Below are 23,744 nucleotides of genomic sequence, written 5' to 3' on the forward strand. Positions count from 1 at the left end.
CCTAACCCTCTCCCCATAGGGGAGAGGGAACGATCGAGCCCCTCGCCCCTATGGGGAGAGGGGTTGGGGTGAGGGGATATAGATATCAAACCGGTGCCCTTTGGTGGTCACCGCGTTAGTTGTCGCCACGTCCGCCAGCGGCGGCGCGTAGTCAGGGCGCTTCACCACCACCCGCTTCGTCGCGAGCTGACGAGCCGGCTCCAGCAGGCCATCGGCATCCAAATCCGCCCCCACCAGCGACTGAAACACCCGCATCTCTTTCTTCACCAGCGCGCTTTTCTGCTTATGCGGGAACATCGGGTCGAGATAGACCACCTGCGGACGCGGGGTGATGTCGGTCAGCGCCGTCAGGCTTGACGCGTGGATCAGCTGCAACCGCTCCTGCAGCCACGGCCCGATCTCCGGGTCCGCGTAACCGCGGTTCAGACCGTCGTCGAGCAGGGCCGCCACCACCGGATTACGCTCCAGCATCCGCACGCGACAGCCGACAGATGCCAGCACAAAGGCATCGCGCCCCAGCCCCGCCGTGGCGTCGACCACGTCCGGAAGATAGCTCCCTTTAATGCCCACCGCTTTGGCTACCGCCTCGCCGCGACCGCCGCCGAACTTGCGCCGGTGCGCCATCGCGCCGCCAACAAAATCGACGAAAATCCCGCCAAGCTTCGGCTCGTCGCGCTTGCGTAATTCAAGATGCTCTGGCGTCATCACCAGCGCCATCGGGTTTTCATCATCGTGCTCCAGCCCCCAGCGGGCGGCCAGAGCGGATAAGGCGCCGTCTCCGGCGCCTGTTTCATCCACTAAGCAGATCTTCACGTAACAATCAGCCTTTGATCCCGTAATGCTCAAGCATCGCATCCAGCTGAGGCTCGCGGCCGCGGAAGCGTTTGAACAGCTCCATGGGCTCTTCGGAACCGCCGCGGGTCAGGATGTTGTCGAGGAACGACTGCCCGGTTTCGCGGTTGAAGATCCCCTCTTCTTCGAAGCGAGAGAAGGCATCTGCCGCCAGCACGTCGGCCCACAGGTAGCTGTAGTAACCCGCCGCGTAGCCGCCCGCGAAGATGTGGCTGAACGCATGCGGGAAGCGGCCCCAGGTTGGCCCAGGGATCACGGCAACCTGCTTTTTAATTTCGGCCAGCGTTTCAAGGATTTTCGCCCCCTGCTCCGGGCTGAACTCGGCGTGCAGGCGGAAGTCGAACAGGCCGAACTCCAGCTGACGCAGGATAAACATCGCCGCCTGGTAGTTCTTCGCCGCCAGCATTTTATCCAGCAGTTCTTTCGGCAGCGGTTCACCGGTCTCATAGTGGCCGGAGATAAACGCCAGCGCGTCCGGCTCCCAGCACCAGTTTTCCATAAACTGGCTTGGCAGCTCGACCGCATCCCACGGCACGCCGCTGATGCCGGCGACGCCTGCGGTTTCGATGCGGGTCAGCATGTGGTGCAGGCCGTGACCAAACTCGTGGAACAGGGTAATCACTTCGTCGTGGGTGAACAGCGCGGATTTGCCGTTTACCGGACGGTTAAAGTTACAGGTCAGGTAGGCAACCGGCTTCTGCAGGGAACCGTCGGCTTTACGCATCTGGCCCACGCAGTCGTCCATCCACGCCCCGCCGCGCTTGTTCTCACGCGCGTAGAGATCGAGGTAGAAGCTGCCGCGCAGCTCGTTTTTCTCGTCATACAGTTCGAAGAAGCGCACGTCCGGATGCCAGACGTCGATATCGGTACGCTCTTTCGCGGTGATGCCGTAGATGCGCTTCACCACTTCAAACAGGCCGTTAACGGCTTTGTTTTCCGGGAAATACGGGCGCAGCTGCTCGTCGCTGATGCTGTAGAGATGCTGCTTCTGTTTTTCGCTGTAGTAGGCAATATCCCACGGCTGCAGCTCGTCCACGCCAAACTCCGCTTTCGCAAAGGCGCGCAGCTGGGCCAGCTCTTTCTCACCCTGAGGACGGGCGCGTTTCGCCAGATCGGTCAGGAAGTCGAGTACCTGCTGCGGGTTTTCCGCCATTTTGGTGGCGAGAGATTTGTCGGCGTAGTTTTCAAAGCCCAGCAGCTGGGCCAGCTCGTGGCGCAGGGCAAGGATTTCCGCCATCACCGGGCTGTTGTCCCACTTACCGGCATTCGGCCCCTGATCGGAGGCGCGGGTGCTGTAGGCGCGGTACATCTCTTCGCGCAGGGCCTGGTTGTCGCAGTAGGTCATCACCGGCAGATAGCTCGGGATATCCAGCGTTAACAGGTAGCCGTCCTGCTCTTTCGCTTCGGCCTGAGCTTTCGCTGCCGCCAGCGCGCTTTCCGGCATGCCCGCCAGCTCCGCTTCGTCGGTAATCAGCTTCGTCCAGCCCATGGTAGCGTCGAGCACGTTGTTGCTGTACTGGTTCCCCAGCTCGGACAGGCGCGCGGCAATTTCACCGTAGCGGGTCTGCTTCTCTTTTGGCAGACCAATACCGGACAGCTCGAAATCACGCAGGGCGTTATCGACCGATTTTTTCTGCGCCGTATTCAGCTCGGCGTAGTGGTCGCCGTCGCGCAGGTCGCGGTAGGCTTTGTAGAGCCCTTCGTGCTGGCCGACCCAGGTGCTGTACTCAGAGAGCAGCGGCAGGGTCTGTTCGTAGGCTTCGCGCAGTTCCGGGCTGTTTTTTACCGAGTTCAGGTGGCTCACCGGGGAGAAGATACGCCCCAGCACGTCGTCCACTTCGGCCAGCGGCTGACACAGATTTTCCCAGGTGTACGGCGCGCCCTGCGCTACCACGCTTTCTACCGCCGCGCGGCAGTTGTCCAGCGATTGCGTCACGGCTGGAACCACATGCTCGGGGAGGATTTTAGAAAACGGCGGCAACGAAAAAGGCGTCAGTAATGGATTGGTCATAAGCGCTGTCCTGTTGAAATAGGTGAATGAAGCGCGCATCCGGCGCTGTGCATATGGGATCTAGAATGGGGTTAAGTGTAGAGGATTTCAATGCCGGACGTCGGGGAAAAGCGCCCGGTAGCGCGACGCTTGCCGGGCCTACGGGTAATCTGTGCCGTTCTGCTGTAAACTGTGGCAAATCGTCAATTCAGCGGAAAATCATTACCCATGCTCAGTTATCGCCACAGCTTCCACGCTGGCAACCATGCCGACGTCCTCAAACACACCGTTCAGAGCCTGATCATCGAATCGCTCAAAGAGAAAGAGAAGCCGTTTCTCTATCTGGACACGCACGCGGGCGCGGGCCGTTATCAGCTGAGCGGCGAGCATGCCGAGCGTACAGGTGAATATCTGGAAGGGATTGCCCGCATCTGGCAGCAGGACGACCTGCCTGCCGAGCTGGAGCCGTACATCGGCGTGGTGAACCACTTCAACCGCAACGGCCAGCTGCGCTATTATCCGGGCTCGCCGCTGATTGCCCGCCAGCTGCTGCGCGAACAGGACAGCATTCAGCTGACCGAGCTGCATCCGAGCGACTTCCCGCTGCTGCGGTCTGAATTCCAGAAAGACAGCCGCGCGCGCGTGGAAAAAGCCGACGGCTACCAGCAGCTGAAGGCCAAGCTGCCGCCGGTTTCCCGCCGTGGCCTGGTGCTGATCGACCCGCCTTACGAAATTAAAACCGACTATCAGGCGGTGGTGACCGGCATCCACGAAGGCTACAAACGCTTCGCCACCGGGACATACGCCCTGTGGTATCCGGTGGTGCTGCGTGCGCAAATCAAGCGCATGATCAAGGATCTGGAAGCCACCGGCATCCGCAAAATCCTGCAGATCGAGCTGGCGGTTCGTCCGGACAGCGACCAGCGCGGCATGACCGCCTCGGGCATGATCGTCATTAACCCACCGTGGAAGCTCGAAGCACAGATGAACAACGTGCTGCCGTGGCTGCACAAAACGCTGGTGCCGGCCGGTACGGGCCACGCTACCGTCAGCTGGATTGTGCCGGAGTAATCGCAGCCATCGGTGGAAACTATTGATTTCAGGTATACAATCGCGGCAATTCACGATTAAGGACAAAAGCTATGACTAAGCATTATGACTACATCGCAATCGGCGGCGGCAGCGGCGGCATCGCCTCCATCAACCGTGCGGCCATGTACGGCCAGAAGTGCGCGCTGATTGAAGCCAAAGAACTTGGCGGCACCTGCGTAAACGTGGGTTGTGTACCGAAGAAAGTGATGTGGCATGCGGCGCAAATCCGCGAAGCGATCCATATGTATGGCCCGGACTACGGCTTTGACACCACCCTTAACCACTTCGACTGGGACAAGCTGATCGCCAGCCGTACCGCCTACATCGACCGTATTCACACCTCCTACGACAACGTGCTGGGCAAGAACAACGTCGACGTGATCCGCGGCTTCGCCCGCTTTGTGGACGCGAAAACGATCGAAGTGAACGGTGAGACGATCACCGCCGATCACATCCTGATCGCCACCGGCGGTCGTCCGAGCCACCCGAACATCCCGGGCGTGGAATACGGCATTGATTCCGACGGTTTCTTTGAACTGCCGGCCCTGCCCAAGCGCGTTGCCGTGGTGGGCGCGGGCTATATCGCGGTAGAGCTGGCGGGCGTGATTAACGGCCTGGGCGCGGAAGCGCACCTGTTCGTGCGTAAACACGCGCCGCTGCGCAGCTTTGACCCGCTGATTGTCGACACCCTGGTTGAAGTGATGAACGCCGAAGGCCCGACCCTGCACACCCACGCCGTGCCAAAAGCGGTGGTGAAAAACGCGGACGGCAGCCTGACGCTGGAGCTGGAGGATGGCCGTAGCCAGACCGTCGATTGCCTGATCTGGGCGATTGGCCGTGAACCGGCGAACGACAACTTCAACCTGGCCGTCACCGGCGTGAAAACCGACGAAAAAGGCTACATCATCGTTGATAAGTTCCAGAACACCAGCGTTCCGGGCATTTACGCAGTCGGCGATAACACCGGCGCGGTTGAGCTGACCCCGGTGGCCGTTGCGGCGGGTCGTCGCCTCTCTGAACGCCTGTTTAACAATAAGCCGGATGAACATCTGGACTACAGCAACATCCCGACCGTGGTCTTCAGCCATCCGCCAATCGGCACCGTTGGCTTAACCGAGCCGCAGGCGCGCGAGCAGTATGGCGACGACCAGGTGAAAGTGTATAAATCGGCGTTCACCGCGATGTACACCGCCGTCACCTCTCACCGTCAGCCGTGCCGCATGAAGCTGGTCTGCGTCGGCCCGGACGAGAAGATTGTCGGTATCCACGGCATCGGCTTCGGCATGGACGAGATCCTGCAGGGCTTCGCCGTGGCGCTGAAGATGGGCGCAACCAAGAAAGACTTCGACAACACGGTGGCCATCCACCCAACGGCGGCGGAAGAGTTCGTGACCATGCGTTAAGGGCTTTTCGCAGGAAAGTACGTCATAAAAAACTGGCCTTCGCGGGCCAGTTTTTTTTATGGCTCGATAATTTAAAGGCAAAGCATCATCATCCCAGTGAATACAAAACCATCAGCACGCTAAAAAGGAATTGAGATGAAAGCGCTTATTGGGTTGACCCTGCTTCTTTTTTGCTTTGCCGCCTCCTCGTCTGACCAAATGGCCTTCTGGGATACCCCTCAGCACGGTGGAAACAGCTTTAACCGCCTGCCGCCCACGCAGGAATACTACGACGCGCTGCGCGGCTATGGCGCGACGTGGGTTCGCCTGTCTTATGACAAATGGAAGCCTGCCGGGAGAGATTTCCTTCTCGGCAACGCCGACGGCTACCGCGGGCTCGAGGCCGCAGACCTCGCGACGCTCAAAGACGCCATCAGAAAAGCACACGCGGCCGGGCTACAGGTCGTCATTGCCCCCCTCTCTTTACCGGGCATGCGCTGGGCGCAAAATAACAATAATCAGTTTGACGACCGCATCTGGCAGGACAAAAAATACTGGCAGGAAGCGGCCCGGTTCTGGCGTGATTTAGCCCAGGCCCTGAAGGACGAACCGGGCATCGCCGCCTGGAATCTGATCAATGAACCCGCGCCCGAAAAAAGAGGCAACATTAGCGAGCAGGCATCGCCTGAGGCGTTAAAAGCCTGGTATCAGCAGCAGCAAAGCACGGCGCGTAACCTCCCCGCACTCTACAATCAGATCGTCGCCGCTATCCGCGAGGTCGATGCCACCACACCGATTATGGTCGATGGAGGCTGGTACGCCTCCGCGCGCGGTTTTTCCGGCTGGCCGTCCGCGCTTGAGGATAAGCGGGTGCTGTACAGCTTCCACATGTACGAGCCCTATGATTTCACCAGCGCGCCAAATGCGCGCCGCAAGGTGCCGTTCGACTATCCCGGCATGGTCACGTTCGGCGGTAAAAAGGTGAAATGGGACGCTGCGGCCATAGAAAAATGGATGAACGCGCCCTTTGACTGGGCGAAGCAGAACGGCATTCCTGCCAACCGGGTTGTCGCGGGAGAGTTTGGCTGCGTTCGCACGCTGCCGGGCTGTAAGCAGTGGCTTAATGATGTTCTGACCGTCCTCGACAAGCATCGTGCACACTGGGCATTCTATGCTTTTCGTGAAGATGCCTGGGACGCCATGGACTATGAGCTGGGAAAAAAACCGGTGCCGTGGGCCTACTGGAAAGCCATCGACGATAATGCGCCTGATACCCTCCCGCGCCATTCCACCGAGGAATTCGAACCGATTGCAAAGCGGCTAAAACAAGGCCGGTGATACGCGGAGCCGGCCTCTTGTTCAGTAGTCTTTTTTGACGAGGCTACTGTTAACATACATAAATCGTTGCAAAACGAATGCTCCGAAAAGAGTGATCTACCGCACATATCCCTCCACATCTACCGAAGCGAATGTCTACGCTTATAAGACGCCCGGAAAAACCTGTCTTTTGAACACACAACCGGAGGTCCCTATCACCATGTTCAACCAGAAACTACAGGCTACCGAAAACATCGAGTTCGAGATTGCAGAAGAGCTGCGCTACGAGACCGATCCCTGCGAGTTGAAACTGGATGAAATGATTGAGGCGGAGCCGGAACCCGAAATGATCGAGGGGCTACCCGCCTCCGATGCGTTGACGCCCGCAGACCGCTACCTTGAACTGTTCGAACACGTGCAGTCGTCACGGCTGTTTGCGGACAGTAAAACCTTCCCCGACTGCGCGCCGAAGATGGATCCGCTGGATATCCTGATCCGCTACCGCAAGGTCAGACGCCACCGGGATTTCGACCTGCGCCAGTTTGTGGACAACCACTTCTGGATGCCAGAAACCTACGGCACAGAATATGTCTCCGACCCGGGACTCTCCCTGAAGGAGCACATTGACAATCTGTGGCCGGTGCTGACGCGCGAACCGCAGGATCATATTCCCTGGTCTTCCCTGCTGGCGCTGCCGCAGGCCTATATCGTGCCCGGGGGACGGTTCAGCGAGACCTACTACTGGGATTCCTATTTCTCCATGCTGGGGCTGGCGGAGAGCGGCCGTAACGATCTGCTCAAGTGTATGGCGGACAACTTCGCCTGGCTGATTGAACGCTACGGGCATATTCCCAACGGCAACCGTACCTACTATCTCAGCCGCTCGCAGCCCCCGGTCTTTGCGCTGATGGTGGAGCTGTTCGAGGAGGACGGCGTGCGCGGGGCGAAACGCTATCTGGATCACCTCAAAATGGAGTACGCCTTCTGGATGGACGGCGCGGAGTCGCTGCTGCTCAACCAGGCCTACCGCAGCGCGGTGCGCATGCCGGACGGTTCATTGCTCAACCGCTACTGGGATGACCGCGATACCCCGCGCGATGAGTCGTGGATTGAGGACGTGGAAACCGCCCGCCACTCGGGTCGTCCGCCTAACGAGGTGTATCGCGACCTGCGCGCGGGGGCGGCTTCCGGCTGGGATTACTCGTCCCGCTGGCTGCGCGATCCGTCGCGGCTCGCCAGCATTCGTACAACCCAGTTTATCCCTATTGACCTGAACGCCTTCCTGTTCAAGCTGGAAAGCGCGATCGCCAACATCTCCGCGTCGAAAGGGGATAAAGAGACGGCAGAGGCGTTTCGCCAGAAGGCCAACGATCGCCGCGCGGCGGTAAACCGCTATCTGTGGGATGATGAGAGCGGGTGTTACCGCGATTACGACTGGCGACGCGAAGAGCTGGCGCTGTTTTCGGCCGCCAGCATTGTGCCGCTGTATGTCGGTATGGCGACCCACGAGCAGGCCGAGCGCCTGTCGGATGCGGTCAAGGCGCGACTTCTGACCCCGGGCGGCATTCTGGCGACCGAGTACGAAACCGGCGAGCAGTGGGATAAACCCAACGGCTGGGCGCCGCTGCAGTGGATGGCGATCCAGGGGTTTAAGCAGTACGGCAACGACTCGCTGGGAGATGAAATCGCCTGGAGCTGGCTGCATACGGTGAACCATTTTTATCAGAAGCATCACAAGCTGATTGAGAAGTACCACATCGCCAGCAGTACGCCGCGCGAAGGGGGCGGGGGTGAATACCCGCTGCAGGACGGCTTCGGCTGGACCAACGGCGTGGTGCGGCGGCTGATTGGGTTGTATGGGGAGCCTTAAGTGGGGTGCGGTCTTTTCCCCCTCTCCCCTCTGGGGAGAGGGCTGGGGTGAGGGGAAAACGTTAGCGAATCACCTCGTAAATGGCCGTCTGGATAGACTGCCATTTTTTGTTGGTGGCATCCGGCTGTGACTGCGCGCGGCGTGTGGCCATATCGAGATCGTGCTGCTGGCGTTTCACCACGGCGGGCACGGTGCAGAAAGCTTTGAGATACTCTTTACGTACCGAGGTCAGCGACTCGCCGTTCGACATCGCGTGGCTGAGCGTGTTGATAAAACGACGACACGGCTTCTCCTCTACCATGTTCTGCCGATAGCGTAACATCAGCTCCAGGACATCATCATGCCGTGCCGACATCGCCTCCTCGGTCCAGGACAGCTTCCAGTCCATTCCCCCCTGTAAAAAAAGCTGCACCACGCGGGTATCGTTGCGGTTAACGGCCGAGCGGAAGTTATTCTCATCCCAGGTCACGCCCATGCGCGTGAGCGTTTCGCGCGAGGAAGGCGTCTCGCGCATTTCCTGGGGAGCCGCCGCCTCTGCCGCTCGGGCGGTCGCAGGCTGCGGTTTGCTGCTGGTCACCAGCCAGAATCCCCCCGCCACGATGGCAATCACCATCACGCCAACCGCGCCCCACAGCGCGCCGGAGATGAGCTGCTCGCGCTGTTCCGGGGTGCGCGGCGCGCGCTGGGTCGGTTTTTCAATGGTGTCACGGACCTCAAACAGATCTCCACCGGTGACCCGATCCATTTTCTGCGCCTTTTCCCAGAAGGTATGCAATTCGCTGGCATCGACCGCCATGAATCCGGCGGGATTGACGCGGGTTCTCCCCTCTTCAAACGCGCGCTGAACGGGCCGTGCAATCTGCGCGTAGTAGTTATCCAGCAGCTGAATTTGCGCCGAGCTTAGCGTTTTCTGAACGGTGATGCTGTTGCGGATCTGCCGAATGTCATCGAGGAAGGTTTGCAGCGTTTTGCGCGGTTCAACCAGCAGCGTCAGCATGGACGGGTCCCTGAACAGCGAAGCGTAATAGCGGCTGAACTCTTTTTTATCGACCAGCATCTGCGCCAGTTCACTGAACATCATGCCGCTCAGCACATCGTTGATCTCGCCAAGCTTCAGCCAGCGCCGGACGCGGTCAGCGTTAAACAGGGTCTTAAGATGGTTGTTCAGCTTGACCTGATCGGGCCAGGCCTGCTGTATAAGCCCTTTAATCATCAGCTCTATCGCGCGCACCTGCTTGTGCGCCTGCTGCTGCTGTAGTTCGCTTCCCGGCGCCAGGTCAGTACTGTAGGTCAAAAGCGGCTGCTGCAGGCGAAGATGTTCCAGCGCGGTGACAAACCGCATCGCCGCTATCAGCTGGTTTTCACTCACATCCTGCCCGCTCTCATACTGCGGAACGCGCTGCTGGAGCAGGCGCAGCTGGAGCGTAAATTCCGACATCTCGGCATCATTCAGGTTGAGTTTTTTCGCCACGGCTCCCCAACCGCCCAGAGCTAATCGCGCGCTGTCGAGTTGTTCCAGGAACCAGCGTGGATCTTTGCCCTCGGAAGCATGTACATTCAGAAGGAGCAAAATTTCCACCGATGCCTGGCGAATGACCGCCAGACAGTGTTCGAACTGTTCGCGAATATGATGTGATGTACTGAGAGTCATTGTTTTCCTTAAGCGACAACGAAGACATCCGGAATGGGCACGTGACGGCCTTTTTTCTTTTTATTTATACGCGGTTAACCATACCTGACTTTCTGTTGAAATAAAGTGACAACCCTAAAATCATTTAAAATGTTTCAGGAGAATCCAAATGCCGGTTTTAATTACCCCTCGCCTGACCTGTTCGCCCCTGCAGGAACAAGACTGGCCTTTTTTTCTGGCATTGCAGCAGCATCCCGACGTTATGCGCTTTGTGGCGCAAGACCGCCCCGTCGCGGCGATCCGCGAGGCGTTTGATTCGCGCCTGACGCCCTGGGTCCCGGGCAGCGCGCACTGGCTTTGTCTCGTCGTACGTGATACAGCCTCACAGACCCCGCTGGGCGTCACCGGGTATATTCATCGGGACGAGGATTGCGCCGAAGTGGGCTTCCTTTTTGCACCCGAGGCGCAGGGGAAAGGTTACGGCTTTGAATCCCTGAAAGCGCTTTGCGATTACGCTTTTCATCAGGGCGGGATACGTCGGCTCACCGCCACCGTCACCGCGGGGAACCTTGCGTCAAGACGCCTGCTGGAAAAAAACCGCTTTCGTCTGGAAGGCGAATTACGCGAGAGCTATTACCTTGCGGGGCGCTGGCAAAATGACTGGTTATTTGGTTTATTACAGCAGGAATACCTGAATTATAATTTCTGATCAACAGCCATTTGGCGGATATTTCTCGGACGTCATTTCCTCTAGAGTGTCGCTATTAAGAGGAAATGAATATGAAAGGTCATGCGCTGAAAATATCTTCTGCCGCCATTGCGTTAATAAAAAAACATCAGGGTCTTTCTTTGGAGAAATATCGTGACGAAAGCGGTTTATGGGTTATCGGCTATGGCCACGTCATCCGCGATCGGGCGCATTTTCACGGCCCCATCACGCCAGCCGAGGCAGAGGATTTGCTGCATGACGATATTCAGCGGTGTGAGACGCTGCTGCGGGAAAGTGTGGCCCGTCCATTAACCCAACAGCAGCATGATGCGCTGGTTATGATGATATTCAGTTTCGGAGAGATGCCTTCGCTCCCAAACGCGATTTTTCAGGCCGTCGCCCGGGTGTAGTACAGCGCTGCCTGCGTTCTGTTTTTCACGTCCAGCCGCCGGAAAAGCGCCTCGAGGTGCGCTTTCACCGTGGCCGCGCTAATGTTGAGATTGCGTCCAATCTCTTTGTTTGACTCTCCCGCTGCCAGCAATTTCAACACGTCGCGCTGACGTTCGCTCAGGGATAATAACGCCTGGGGCGACGACGGCTCTTTGACCCACTCGCCCGGAAAACAGACCATCCCTCTGGATACCGAATCCAGCACGGCGGAAAACCGCTCGGGGTGGGCATTTCGGGGAATAATGGCCATGACGTTTCGCTGCCGCAATTGCTCAACCCATCTGGCCTCTTTTTTCGCCAAAACCAGTACCACGCGTATCGCCGGAAAGCGTTGCGTCAACGTTTCCAGCAAAGCGATCCCGTCATCCTGGATGACATTGCCGTCAATCATGACGATAGCTGACGGCGAATCGGAAACCTGCGCCCATAAATCGTCTGCCTGACAGGTCCCTGTGATATCTATTTCCGGAATTAACGCCTGAAGACTGTGTATCGCTCCGTGAATAAAGAGTGACTGCCTGTCAAACATGATTACTCGCATCGTTTTTCTCCCACTGATAATAGCGAGGGGGGATTCTACAGAGGGGGTATTTAAGAAAAAACTCAACGAATGGAGACGTTACAAATCCCTCAGCATTCTTTATATCTGCCCGTATTTAGACACATTCATATTAAGGAAATCCTTAAGGGGTTCCTTCCCCTTAAGCCCATGCATCACAGGAACATGCCGCCTGAGACTTCAATACGTTGCGCATTCATCCAGCCCAGCCTATCGCTAAGCAGTGCCGCAATCGCATCGCCAATATCGTCCGGCAGCCCTACGCGCCCCAGCGCCGTCTGCGAGGCCAGCAGCTTATTCAAATCCGCATTGTCGCGCACGCGTCCGCCGCCAAAGTCGGTCTCTATCGCGCCGGGCGCGATGATGTTGACGGAAATTCCTCGCGCGCCCAGCTCTTTCGCCTGATAACGCGTTAGCACTTCCATCGCCCCCTTCATGGCCGCGTAGGTCCCCGAGCCCGGCTGGGTAAAGCGGGCCAGCCCGCTGGAGACGTTCAGGATCCGTCCTCCGTCGTTAAGCAGCGGCAGCAGGCGCTGGGTCAGGAAGAACGGTCCTTTGAAGTGGATGTTTAGCGCCTCATCAAACTGGGCTTCCGTGGTGTCGGCGTAGGGCGCATATAAACCCGTTCCGGCATTGTTTAATAAATAGTCAAATGTTTCGCGCTGCCAGACGGCCCGAAGGGTTTCCTGAAGCTGTCGGGCAAAATCGTCAAAACGCGTGATATCCCCGACATTGAGCTGTAATGCCGCCGCGTTAACGCCTTTTTCCTGAATTTCATGCACAACGTCCAGCGCTTCCTGCTGGCTACGGTTGTAGGTCAGGATAATTCCCGTGCCGTCTGCCGCCAGCTTTAACGCCGCGTTTTTACCTAAACCACGGCTACCACCCGTCACTAATGCGATACGTTCACTCATCATAAACCTCGTTTTGGCTGTTATGGAGATTGAGAAAGAGCTTATTAGGTGATAGAAAATCAATAAAGATGGGTAAAAACGCTTCACTGTTTCATCAGAAACAACAATGAGCTTCCTCTATGGATAAAATTCACGCAATGCAGTTGTTCGTCCGCGTCGCGGAACTGGAGAGTTTTTCCCGCGCGGCAGAAACGCTCACCCTGCCGAAAGGCAGCGTGTCACGGCAGATTCAGGCCCTGGAAAACCGGCTTGGCACCCAGCTACTGCACCGCACCACGCGCCGCGTCAGCCTGACGCAGGACGGCATGGTCTATTACGAGCGGGCAAAAGATCTGCTGGCAAACCTTGATGAGCTCGACGGAATGTTTCAGCACGATCCCTCCAGCATCAGCGGACGGCTCCGCGTGGATATGCCCGTCGCCGTTGCTCGAAATTTAGTCATACCTAAACTGCCTGCTTTTCTGCAGCACTATCCGGGCATTGAACTGGAACTCAGCAGCAGCGACCGTCTGGTGGACGTGATCCGCGAAGGGTTTGATTGCGTCGTCCGCGTCGGCACGCTGAAGGATTCGGGGCTGATTGCCCGCCCGCTGGGCAAGCTGTCGGTGATTAACTGCGCCAGTCCGGATTATCTGGCGCGATTTGGCTATCCGGAAACGCTGGATGATTTAGGCTCGCACGCCGTGATCCACTATACCGCGATGCTGGGAACTCGCCCCCAGGGCTTTGAGTTTTATAACGGCAGTGCGGCGCAGTGGATAAAAACGGGCGGGGTGTTGACCGTCAACAGCACCGAAACTTACCAGGCCGCCTGTCTCGCCGGATTGGGCATTATTCAGGTTCCGCGGGTCGGCGTGCGTGATTTACTGCGCGCGAAGAAACTTATTGAAATCCTCCCGCAATACCGGGCCGAACCGATGCCTGTTTCCCTGATTTACCCCCACCGGCGCAACCTCTCCCGCCGGGTACATCTGTTCATGGAGTGGCTGACTGAGCTCACAAAAGCTTACGTGGACTAGCCGCAGGCTATAATTCAAAAACACATCCAGCCAAACGAAAAGGAAAAGACGCGTGACGTCGGAAAAGAACCCGCAACGACCCACCCAACATTTAGAATATGAACCCGTCAAAAAGATGGAGACCGGGCCTGAGGAGGACAGGTCTCCGGGTACCGCCAGCAAAGCGCTGGGGACCGTTACCGGCATCGCCGCGAGAATTCAGCAGTTTCCCATGGTTGCGCATTTGATACGCGCGACCGAACGCTTCAACGACCGCATGGGAAACCAGTTTGGCGCGGCCATCACCTATTTTTCCTTCCTGTCGATGATCCCGATCCTGATGGTGTCGTTTGCGGCGGCCGGTTTTGTACTCGCGTCGCACCCGACGCTGCTGCAGGATATTTTCAATAAGATCCTGAATAACGTCAGCGACCCGACCCTTGCCGGCACGCTCAAAAGCACCATCAATACCGCCGTTCAGCAGCGTACTACCGTCGGCATCGTCGGCTTGCTGATCGCCCTTTACTCCGGCGTTAACTGGATGGGCAACCTGCGCGAGGCCATTCGCGCCCAGTCGCGCGACGTCTGGGAGCGTAAGCCGCAGGACCAGGAGAAAATTTGGGTTAAGTATCTTCGCGATTTTGTTTCGCTGATTGGCCTGCTGGTCGCGCTCATCGTGACGCTTTCCATTACCTCGGTGGCGGGCTCGGCGCAGCAGATGATCATCTCCGCGCTCTACCTTGACTACATCGAATGGCTGAAGCCCGCCTGGCGCGGCATTGGGCTGGCGATTTCCGTCTTTGCCAACTACCTGCTGTTCTTCTGGATCTTCTGGCGCTTGCCACGCCATCGTCCGCGTAAGAAGGCGCTGATCCGCGGCACGCTGATTGCGGCGATCGGCTTTGAGGTGATTAAAATCGTGATGACCTACACCTTGCCGTCACTGGTTAAATCCCCTTCCGGCGCGGCGTTTGGCTCGGTGCTGGGGCTGATGGCGTTCTTCTACTTCTTTGCGCGTTTGACCCTGTTCTGCGCGGCGTGGATTGCCACCGCCGAGTATAAAGACGACCCAAGAATGCCGGGTAAAACGCACCGGTAACCCCACGTTCGGGCTGAAATTTCAGCCCGATTCATCATTTCAGCATATAAATCCAGTCCGTAACTTTTATTTAACCAAAAACCAGTTTAAACGGCTGATATTTAAAATCTGTGAAGCATTTCATAGACGTCTTTTGGCTGGTCTGAACATTATCCGCTTTTTGTTGCTTTTATCACCAGCACGCAGCTTTGTTACAGATTGAAATGTCGCTTTTGCTGTGCGTAATATGGCCTTTCGTTCGACAAAAATAAGAAAATATTATGCAAGCAACCGCCACCACACTCGACTCAGAAACGGAAAGCGTTCCGGTAAATTCGCGCAATAAAGTTGTCGTCGCCTCGCTGATTGGCACCGCCATCGAGTTCTTCGACTTTTACATTTACGCCACCGCGGCGGTCATCGTTTTCCCGCATATTTTCTTCCCGCAGGGCGACCCGACGGCGGCCACGCTGCAGTCGCTGGCGACCTTTGCGATCGCGTTTGTTGCGCGTCCTATTGGCTCAGCGCTGTTTGGACACTTTGGCGATCGCATTGGCCGCAAAGTCACCCTGGTGGCCTCGCTGCTGACGATGGGGATCTCCACCGTCGCCATCGGCCTGCTGCCGACCTATGAAACCATTGGCATTCTGGCGCCGGTCCTGCTGGCGCTGGCGCGTTTTGGTCAGGGTCTGGGCCTTGGCGGTGAATGGGGCGGCGCGGCGCTGCTGGCCACCGAGAACGCCCCGGCGCGCAAGCGCGCGCTGTATGGTTCCTTCCCGCAGCTTGGCGCACCGATTGGCTTCTTCTTCGCCAACGGGACGTTCCTGCTGCTCTCCTGGCTGCTGACGGACGAACAGTTCATGAGCTGGGGCTGGCGTATTCCGTTTATCTTCTCAGCCGTACTGGTGCTGATTGGCCTGTATGTGCGCGTTTCCCTGCATGAGACGCCTGTTTTCGCGAAAGTGGCCGCGGCGAACAAGCAGGTGAAAGTGCCGATGGGCACGCTGCTGACCAAACATCTCCGCGTGACCGTGCTGGGCACGTTTATCATGCTGGCAACGTATACGCTGTTCTACATCATGACCGTCTACTCCATGACCTTCAGTACCGCCGCCGCGCCGGTTGGGCTGGGGCTGCCGCGTAACGAAGTGCTGTGGATGCTGATGATGGCGGTGATCGGGTTTGGCGTGATGGTTCCGATTGCGGGCCTGCTGGCGGATAAGTTCGGTCGTCGCGCGAGCATGATTACCATCACCACGCTGATTATTCTCTTTGCTCTGTTCGTCTTCCCGCCGCTGCTGGGTTCAGGCAGTCCGGCGCTGGTGATGGCCTATCTGCTGATTGGCCTGAGCCTGATGGGGCTGACCTTCGGCCCGATGGGCGCGCTGCTGCCCGAGCTGTTCCCAACGGAAGTGCGTTATACCGGCGCGTCGTTCTCCTATAACGTCTCGTCTATTCTGGGTGCGTCCGTCGCACCGTATATCGCCACCTGGCTGCAGGCGAACTATGGTCTGTTCTACGTGGGGGTTTATCTGGCGGCGATGGCGGCGCTGACGCTGATTGCGCTGCTGCTGACGCATGAGACTAAGCACCAGGCTCTGTAATTGACTGCGGCCTGATGCCCTCACCCCGGCCCTCTCCCACAGGGAGAGGGCGAAAGGCGTTACTTCTTCATCTGCGACAAAATCGTCCGGCACTGGTTGGCCTCACCTTCTGACGGCGAAATCAGCGCCAGCAGCGCGGCAGCCGGGGTGACCAGCGTCGCAAGGGCCGCAGCCACCGCACCGCGCGCAATCAGCGGTCCGGGCTTGACGCCCGCCTGCGGATTTTTGAAGGTGCCGCGTACGTAAAGCGGCGAGCGCAGGGTGATGATGCGGATCCCCTTACTTTCCGGATCGATGGTCAAATCCAGCTGCTCCGAGGCCATGCTGGCGGTACCGGTCACGTTGATCACCGCGTTTTCCGTGTCGAAGGCAAAAATCTGCGGGCGCGCCACGCCGTTGACCAAATCGAGATTGGCCGCTGCACAGTTCACCCGCACCTCGTCATCGCCGAAAATTTGCCCGATGACAAAGTTGCCGACGTTCAGCCCCAGGATCTCCATCAGGTTGCGGCTCACCAGCCCGTCGTTCATCAGCAGCTTCAGGTTACCGTTGCCGCTGCCCAGCAGCGCCGCTACCGAGTTCCCCACGCCGCGGATGTCGGCATCTCCGTTCATTTCGCCGAGGGTTTTCTGCATCAGCTCGACGTTCGGCATCAGCTCCTTCAGCTTCAGCCTGCGAGCCTGGATCTCCGCCCGGCCCTGCATCGGCTTCTTATCGCCTTCCAGGTGAATGTTCGAGGAAATCGTCCCGCCCGCCATGCCGAACTTCAGCGGCTGCAGGCGAAGGTCGGCGTTTTTGAGGAGAATATGGGTTGAAAGATTGCTGATCGGCAGCGTGCTGCCATGCTCAATTTTTCCGCCTTTGAAGCGCACATCGGCATCCATCACGTTCCATTTGTCGGTTTCGAAACGATCGTAAGGCAATACTTTACCCGCAGGCTGAACGTCCTTTTTGACCTCTTTCGACTTTGTGCCTTTGCCCGAATCCACGCCAATCAGCGGGCCGAGATCGGCCAGCCGCAGCTGTCGGGACTCGACATCCCCTTCCAGTTTCGGGCGCGGTTTTCCGGTGGTATAGGTCAACGTGCCGTGGATGTCGCTGTCGCCGATCCGGCCGTTAAAATCCCGGTAGTCAAAAACGGACGATTTTTCGGTGTCGATTTTAGCGACCAGATGCCCGTCCGTTTCAAACGGCGGGGTATCCGGCAGCAGTACACCGGTGAGGTCATACAGCTCGCCCAGCGAATCACCGGCAAATTTCAGCTGCAGATCGACGCCGCCCATGTTCATCGGGTCGTTAACCGTCCCCACGAACGCCACGCGGGTGTTACCGGAACGGAAGTCCGCCTGCACCGGGAACGGGGTGCCTTCGCTGCGCAGCGCCAGCATGCCGCCGATTTTCCCTTTACCGCTGAGCGGCTGGTCGTTGTAGCGCCCTTTCGCCGTCAGGCCGAAGACATAATCGCCTACGCTTGCCTTGTCACCTTTGGCTTTCGTGCCCGTGACCTCGCTAAACGGCAGCGGCTTGCCCAGCGGATCGACCAGGATCTCCACGTCGGCCTTGCTGACCTTATCGTCGATGGCGATCCGCCCGCGATCGAAGAGAATATTGTCGAGACGGAACGACCAGGAAGAAGGCTGGGCATTTGGATCTTTTTCGCCGTCGCTGGCCAGGTTAAACGTCCAGTTGTTGTTTTTTTCCGAGAGACGGATCAGGCGCGCGTCCGGCTGCTGAAGTTTGATCCACGGCAGATAGACGGTTTTGGTGAAGAGCGCCAGCGGAGCCAGCGTGGCTTCAACGCGCGGCAGGTGGATCATGGTGACGTCCGGGATATCCGGCGGGTTGCCGAGAATGATGTCGTCGGCATGAACGTGTGGCCAGGGGATCCAGCTACGCCAGCCGGGCTCCTCTTTCTGGCGCTCCCATACCACACCCAAATCGCCGCGTATGGCGAAGGGGCGGTTCAGTTCGGTTGAGACTTTCTGGTTGATGGTCGGCTTGAGACGGTTCCAGTCAAACGTCGCAATGATGATGGCGACGACCACGATCAACAACAAGAAAATCCCTGCTGTCCAGGAGATCACCCTGGTTGTTCTTGTCATTTTTATCCCCTTTCATGATGACCTGTTCTGTAAAACTATAGTCCAGACAAAGGGAAGCGGGCTTATCAGAGGGTCGTTATCACGTTATCGAGGCGATCCATGGGTACCGGGCGGGAGAGATAATAGCCCTGCGCCGCCGCTGCGGGGGAGTTTTGCACATCGCGCCACTCTTCCAGCGTTTCCACACCTTCCACAATCACGCCCTGGCAATAGCGGTTCATCAGCTGTAATAACAGCGTAAACAGATTCCGCCCTTCCGGGGTCTGACGCAGCATGATGAAAAGATCGCGGGCCACTTTAATGTAGTCGTAACGCACTTCACTCAGGGCTGAGAAGTTCGCCATGCCGGTGCCAAAGTCGTCCAGCCACAGCGGGCCGTACTCGCATATGGAAGCAAACGAGGAATCCTGCGGCAGGCGGACGTGCTCCACCAGCTCAAAACGCATCCACGGCAGAGTAGCGATCAGCGCCTGCAGCTTCGCGTTTTGCCGCAGCGCCAGCAGGGTTGGGCCATCGACGTTCACCGAGGCGAGGATATTGTGCTGCTCGAAAAAGGCGTGCTTCGTCGCCAGCATACGAAGCTGCTCTTCCAGCACGTCCAGACGCTGGCGGACGGCAACTTCGGCAAAATAGCGATCCGGCGCGATGCGCTGGGTAGGGTTGGAGGGATGCGTCACGACGGTCAAAATTTCAATGGCCATCAGTCGACCGTCTGTTCGGTAGATCGGCTGATAGGTGTACGCACGCTCGCATTGCAGCCAGTAGCGATGCTCCTGCAAGTTCTCAATACTTGCCTCAGGCGTAGTGCTCAGCCGCTGGATAACCTGCTCTGACTTCATTTCAGATGTCCTGTTGTTGGGATAGCCTTTCTGGACTCGTCACAGGATTATCGGCGCGACAATTGAGAACTTTATGTTCAATTTGCCGGGAAAATGAAATTAAGATGACAGAAATGCGCAGGAACACGCGCTGGCTCAAATAAAATAATGGAACGTTGTTTTAATATAGTTGACCGGTTAATTCACTCAGCGCACACTGCTGATAATTCTTCTGTTCAGGTTCACGACTATGTCCAAAAAAATTGCCGTGATTGGCGAATGCATGATTGAGCTGTCACAAAAAGGCGCGGAAGTCAGCCGCGGATTCGGTGGCGATACGTTAAACACGTCCGTTTATATTGCCCGTCAGGTTGCGCCGGAGGCGCTCACCGTGAACTACGTCACCGCCCTGGGCACGGACAGCTTTAGCCAGCAAATGCTGGAGGCGTGGCAGAGTGAACATGTTGATACGTCGCTGATTCAGCGTATGGAAAACCGCCTTCCGGGGCTTTATTACATCGAAACCGACAGCACCGGTGAACGCACGTTTTATTACTGGCGTAACGAAGCTGCGGCCAGGTTCTGGCTGGAGACCGACGCGGCCACGGCCATCTGTGAAGCGCTGGCAAGCTTTGACTATCTCTATCTGAGCGGGATCAGCCTGGCTATCCTCAGCCCTGCCAGCCGTGAAAAGTTGCTCTCGCTGCTGCGCGAGTGTCGTGCCAACGGCGGTAAGGTTATTTTCGACAACAACTATCGCCCGCGCCTGTGGGCCAGCCGTGAAGAGACGCAGCAGGTCTATCAGCAGATGCTGGAGTGTACCGACATCGCCTTCCTGACGCTCGACGATGAAGACGCCCTGTGGGATGAGAAACCGGTAGAGGACGTGATTGCACGCACGCAGGCGGCAGGCGTAAGCGAAGTGGTGATTAAGCGCGGTGCGGAGTCGTGCCTGGTCGCGGTGGCGGGTGACGCGGTGGTTGAGGTTCCGGCGGTGAAGCTGGCCAAAGAGAACGTGATTGACACCACGGCGGCAGGCGATTCATTCAGCGCGGGTTATCTGGCGGTACGTCTGACGGGTGGAACGCCGGAAGCGGCGGCACAGCGTGGGCACCTGACGGCCAGCACCGTGATTCAGTATCGCGGGGCGATTATTCCGCGCGAGGCGATGCCTGCTTAACCCCTCATCCTAACCCTCTCCCCAAGGGAGAGGGAACAATGAACAGGACGGGGTGAGGGGATTACTGCCCTTGCGGAATATCCGTCGCGTCCGGGTGTAGATCATCCGCTGCGGTCGCCGGCTGCGGCGCGGAAGCCATAATGGAATCCCAGGTCTTCTGAAGTTCCTTCATGTCATATTCCGGCTCGCCTTTCGGCTGCATAAGGATCAATGCCATATCCTGCGACAGCTGCTGACGTAAATCCTGATTGATCATATCCACGGTCAGACCGTTCAGGAAGTCCTGACGAAGCTTCTGGTACTGCTCAGGCGCAATGTCCACCACCTGATTCTGCAGGGAGCGAATGCGCTGGCTGATGAGAATATCGGTATCGGCGCGCGCGTAGGTCGCAAACAGCTTCTGCAGCTCCAGTTTTTTCTGGGCCACCAGCGCGTTGAACTCCTCTTCAGAGAGGCCCTCTTTACGCACTTTTGCCAGCTCCTTCGCGACCACGCCCAGGTTCGCATTCAGCTTATCGCCCGGTGATTCAACGTTAATGGCACATTGCGCACGCTGGAACAGCACGCGGCAGTCAAAGCCAAGACCGATATTCTTCATATTGCTTTTGCTCAGCGTCTGCTGGACGTGCCAGAACAGCGCCTCACGCGCCAGGTCGGCACGCCAGTAGCGCAGCAGCGCGGCGGACTCGCGGATGGGCTGCCAGGCGCTATCCCACATCACGGAGAGTCGGTCCTGACGCACGGTGTCCGTCATGATGCTGACAGGCTCGGCGCGCAGCGGAGAGAGTGTCGGAACCGGGGCAGGCGTTTCACGCTTGCCTTTCAAATCGCCAAACGCTTTGTTGATCTGCTCAACCACCGCGCGGCTGTCCACGTTACCCACGACAATCAGCGTCATCGCGTCCGGGGTGTACCACTTCTGGTAGAACGATTTGACCTGTTCGGCGTCCACGGGCTGTTTCAGCGGTTCGGCCGGATCGTGACCCAGCAACGTTGAGCCCTTAAGGCGATAACGCCACCAGCCCTCTTTGGTATCCCCAGGCCACGTCGCGACCATGTCGCTGTTGCTCAGCGCATAGTTGACGGTGTCCGGCGTAATCGCCAGATTGCCAGAGGCATCGGAGAGATAGGTCAGCGCTTCTTTAAGCAGGTCGTTGCGGTTATTAGGCAGGCTCAGGTTAAACATGGTGTAGTCATAGGAGACAACAGCCGGAGGAAGCGGGCGTTTCGGATCGATGGCCTGCTGCCAGAGTGAACGCACCTGAACGGCTTGCAGGCTGCCGCTCTGCGTGAGCGCCAGCCGGGGAATAAAGTGGCTAAAACCGGTTTGCTGGGTGCTTTCCGTGAGGGAGCCGGTATTAACAGACAGACGGATTTCAATACGGTCACTTGGACGCTGCGGCGTGGCTAACACCTGCCACTGAAAACCGTTCGCTAATGTCCCTTGTTGCCAGGCCGGGTCTGGCTGGAGCGCATCTGCCTGCACATAACTGGCTGCTGCCATCATCAGCAAACCGCCGGTTAAGAGTCGAATTTTTGTGCCCTGCATGTGAACCCCTGATCAACATTCCTGGTTAAAAAAGAGTGTCTCGCGACGCGCTTCACTCTTAAAGATGACGATGAAAACACGTCGATTAGACCGCGCGTTCGGCAAAACGTCACGGTCCGAAGTGAAATATACCCAAAAAAAATCTTGTCGAATTATGACAGGTATGAACAGTTATTATGCGCAGGAGCCCGCATCCCGACAAGGGAATACGGGCATTTGTGACAAGATTAAGAGGTTAAGCCAGGATTTTTGCTGTCGGTTGTACGGTTATTCAGAGTATCGTCGAGCTTTTTGTGATCCAGCTCTTTCACCCATTTCGCCACCACCACCGTAGCCACGCCGTTACCCACCAGGTTGGTTAACGCGCGCGCCTCTGACATGAAGCGGTCAATACCGAGAATCAACGCCAGACCCGCCACCGGCAGATGCCCCACCGCAGAAATGGTGGCCGCCAGCACGATAAAGCCGCTGCCCGTTACGCCTGCCGCGCCTTTAGAGGAGAGCAGGAGCACCACCAGCAGGGTAATCTGATGGAAAATATCCATATGGCTGTTGGTCGCCTGCGCGATGAACACCGCCGCCATGGTCAGGTAGATCGACGTGCCGTCCAGGTTGAAGGAGTAGCCCGTCGGGATCACCAGCCCGACCACCGATTTACGGCATCCGAGCTTTTCCATCTTGTCGAGCATGCGCGGCAGCGCCGATTCTGACGAGGAGGTGCCCAGAACAATCAGCAGCTCTTCGCGGATGTAACGGATAAATTTGAAGATGCTGAAACCGGTCGCGCGGGCGATGGAGCCCAGCACCACCACCACGAAAAGGATACAGGTGATATAGAAGCAGATAATCAGCTGGCCCAGCTGCACCAGCGTACCGACGCCATACTTACCGATGGTGAAGGCCATCGCACCGAAGGCCCCGATTGGCGCCAGGCGCATGATCATGTTGATGATGCCGAAAATGACCTGGGAGAAGCTTTCGATCACGTTAAAGATAAGCTGGCCTTTGCTGCCCAGTCGGTGCAGGGCAAAGCCAAACATCACGGCGAACAGCAGCACCTGGAGGATGTTTCCGCTGGCGAACGCGCCAATGACGCTACCCGGAATAACGTCCAGCAGGAAGGCGACCACGCCCTGATCCTTCGCCTGCTCGGCATAGACCGCCACCGCTTTGGCATCCAGCGTCGACGGGTCGACGTTCATCCCCGCGCCCGGCTGCACCACGTTGACGATGACCAGACCGATAATCAGCGCAAGGGTACTGACCACTTCAAAATAGAGAAGCGCCACCGCACCGGTACGACCGACCGCCTTCATGCTTTCCATGCCGGCGATGCCCGTCACGACGGTACAGAAGATCACCGGCGCGATGACCATTTTAATGAGCTTAACGAACGCGTCGCCAAGCGGTTTCATTTGCGCGCCCAGTTCAGGGTAATAGTGACCCAGCAGAATACCGATGGCGATGGCTGTCAGGACCTGGAAATAAAGACTTTTGAAGAGTGAGGTTTTCATAAGGTGTCCTTGGGAAGAAAAACCACAGGCTTTGTAAGGTTATGGTTAACCTGCGGCTTTAAAATAACACCCACATAACAGGACAGAAATAAACTCAGTTCAAATTTGAAACACAAATGTTAAGAACTTTGAGCTG

Annotated in this window: 19 protein-coding genes; 10 read left to right on the top strand and 9 right to left on the bottom strand. The window is 57.5% G+C overall.

The features are described 5' to 3' along the window. Nucleotides 1–48: 48 nt before the first annotated feature. Nucleotides 49–813 (bottom strand): 16S rRNA (guanine(1516)-N(2))-methyltransferase RsmJ, encoded by a 765-nt coding sequence (gene rsmJ / locus L6R44_RS15885; protein ID WP_237424737.1) that lies wholly within the window; start codon nt 811–813, stop codon nt 49–51. Nucleotides 814–820: 7 nt separating this feature from the next. Then, nucleotides 821–2,863, bottom strand: a complete 2,043-nt coding sequence (gene prlC, locus L6R44_RS15890) for an oligopeptidase A (protein WP_237424738.1) — start codon at nt 2,861–2,863, stop codon at nt 821–823. Nucleotides 2,864–3,070: 207 nt separating this feature from the next. On the opposite strand from prlC, the gene L6R44_RS15895 reads away from it, so the two are divergent. From L6R44_RS15895 to L6R44_RS15910, 4 genes are all read left to right on the top strand, one after another. Further along, nucleotides 3,071–3,913 (top strand): 23S rRNA (adenine(2030)-N(6))-methyltransferase RlmJ, encoded by an 843-nt coding sequence (locus L6R44_RS15895; RefSeq protein WP_047652937.1) that lies wholly within the window; start codon nt 3,071–3,073, stop codon nt 3,911–3,913. Between the two features lie 71 nt (nt 3,914–3,984). Further along, on the top strand, nt 3,985–5,337 hold the full coding sequence (gene gorA / locus L6R44_RS15900) for a glutathione-disulfide reductase (protein WP_237424739.1): 1,353 nt from the start codon (nt 3,985–3,987) through the stop codon (nt 5,335–5,337). Nucleotides 5,338–5,472: 135 nt separating this feature from the next. Next, nucleotides 5,473–6,654 carry a glycoside hydrolase family 5 protein gene (locus L6R44_RS15905; RefSeq protein ID WP_237424740.1) on the top strand — a complete coding sequence of 394 codons (1,182 nt, stop codon included), beginning with the start codon at nt 5,473–5,475 and terminating at the stop codon, nt 6,652–6,654. Nucleotides 6,655–6,853: 199 nt separating this feature from the next. Next, on the top strand, nt 6,854–8,503 hold the full coding sequence (locus L6R44_RS15910; RefSeq protein ID WP_237424741.1) for an alpha,alpha-trehalase: 1,650 nt from the start codon (nt 6,854–6,856) through the stop codon (nt 8,501–8,503). A 61-nt stretch (nt 8,504–8,564) separates the two neighbouring features. On the opposite strand, the gene L6R44_RS15915 is transcribed toward L6R44_RS15910, so the two are convergent. Beyond that, complete coding sequence (locus L6R44_RS15915) at nt 8,565–10,154, bottom strand: STY4199 family HEPN domain-containing protein (protein ID WP_237424742.1); 1,590 nt, start codon at nt 10,152–10,154, stop codon at nt 8,565–8,567. A gap of 148 nt (nt 10,155–10,302) precedes the next feature. Between L6R44_RS15915 and L6R44_RS15920 the strand changes: the two genes are divergently transcribed. Further along, a complete protein-coding gene (locus tag L6R44_RS15920) occupies nt 10,303–10,842 on the top strand; it encodes a GNAT family N-acetyltransferase (protein WP_237424743.1) in 540 nt (179 codons plus the stop codon). A 71-nt stretch (nt 10,843–10,913) separates the two neighbouring features. Then, nucleotides 10,914–11,252, top strand: coding sequence for a lysozyme (locus L6R44_RS15925; RefSeq protein WP_237424744.1), 339 nt, complete (start codon nt 10,914–10,916; stop codon nt 11,250–11,252). On the opposite strand, the gene L6R44_RS15930 is transcribed toward L6R44_RS15925, so the two are convergent. Further along, nucleotides 11,231–11,833 (bottom strand): response regulator transcription factor, encoded by a 603-nt coding sequence (locus L6R44_RS15930; protein WP_032644623.1) that lies wholly within the window; start codon nt 11,831–11,833, stop codon nt 11,231–11,233. The genes L6R44_RS15925 and L6R44_RS15930 overlap by 22 nt on opposite strands. Before the next feature lie 173 nt (nt 11,834–12,006). Next, nucleotides 12,007–12,765, bottom strand: coding sequence for an SDR family NAD(P)-dependent oxidoreductase (locus L6R44_RS15935; protein WP_237424757.1), 759 nt, complete (start codon nt 12,763–12,765; stop codon nt 12,007–12,009). 119 nt (nt 12,766–12,884) lie between these two features. Here L6R44_RS15935 and L6R44_RS15940 point away from each other — a divergent pair, with 119 nt between their 5' ends. The 3 genes from L6R44_RS15940 (at nt 12,885) to L6R44_RS15950 (ending at nt 16,445) form a co-directional block, all read left to right on the top strand. Then, a complete protein-coding gene (locus L6R44_RS15940; RefSeq protein ID WP_032644625.1) occupies nt 12,885–13,784 on the top strand; it encodes a LysR family transcriptional regulator in 900 nt (299 codons plus the stop codon). 52 nt (nt 13,785–13,836) lie between these two features. Then, complete coding sequence (gene yhjD, locus L6R44_RS15945) at nt 13,837–14,862, top strand: inner membrane protein YhjD (protein WP_237424745.1); 1,026 nt, start codon at nt 13,837–13,839, stop codon at nt 14,860–14,862. 260 nt (nt 14,863–15,122) lie between these two features. After that, nucleotides 15,123–16,445, top strand: a complete 1,323-nt coding sequence (locus L6R44_RS15950; RefSeq protein WP_032644627.1) for an MFS transporter — start codon at nt 15,123–15,125, stop codon at nt 16,443–16,445. Nucleotides 16,446–16,504: 59 nt separating this feature from the next. On the opposite strand, the gene L6R44_RS15955 is transcribed toward L6R44_RS15950, so the two are convergent. Both L6R44_RS15955 and pdeH read right to left on the bottom strand, forming a co-directional pair. Continuing rightward, nucleotides 16,505–18,547 carry an AsmA family protein gene (locus L6R44_RS15955; RefSeq protein WP_032644628.1) on the bottom strand — a complete coding sequence of 681 codons (2,043 nt, stop codon included), beginning with the start codon at nt 18,545–18,547 and terminating at the stop codon, nt 16,505–16,507. 65 nt (nt 18,548–18,612) lie between these two features. Then, nucleotides 18,613–19,386: a cyclic-guanylate-specific phosphodiesterase gene (pdeH, locus tag L6R44_RS15960; RefSeq protein WP_032644629.1), complete on the bottom strand. Its 774-nt coding sequence runs from the start codon at nt 19,384–19,386 to the stop codon at nt 18,613–18,615. A 229-nt stretch (nt 19,387–19,615) separates the two neighbouring features. Here pdeH and L6R44_RS15965 point away from each other — a divergent pair, with 229 nt between their 5' ends. Next, nucleotides 19,616–20,545 carry a sugar kinase gene (locus tag L6R44_RS15965; protein ID WP_237424746.1) on the top strand — a complete coding sequence of 310 codons (930 nt, stop codon included), beginning with the start codon at nt 19,616–19,618 and terminating at the stop codon, nt 20,543–20,545. Between the two features lie 61 nt (nt 20,546–20,606). On the opposite strand, the gene L6R44_RS15970 is transcribed toward L6R44_RS15965, so the two are convergent. Beyond that, a complete protein-coding gene (locus tag L6R44_RS15970) occupies nt 20,607–22,094 on the bottom strand; it encodes a M16 family metallopeptidase (protein ID WP_032644631.1) in 1,488 nt (495 codons plus the stop codon). A 227-nt stretch (nt 22,095–22,321) separates the two neighbouring features. Further along, nucleotides 22,322–23,608, bottom strand: a complete 1,287-nt coding sequence (locus L6R44_RS15975; RefSeq protein WP_032644632.1) for a dicarboxylate/amino acid:cation symporter — start codon at nt 23,606–23,608, stop codon at nt 22,322–22,324. Between the last annotated feature and the right edge of the window lie 136 nt (nt 23,609–23,744).

The sequence above is a fragment of the Enterobacter cloacae complex sp. ECC445 genome, assembly GCF_021892025.1.
Classification (GTDB): Bacteria; Pseudomonadota; Gammaproteobacteria; order Enterobacterales; family Enterobacteriaceae; genus Enterobacter; species Enterobacter chengduensis.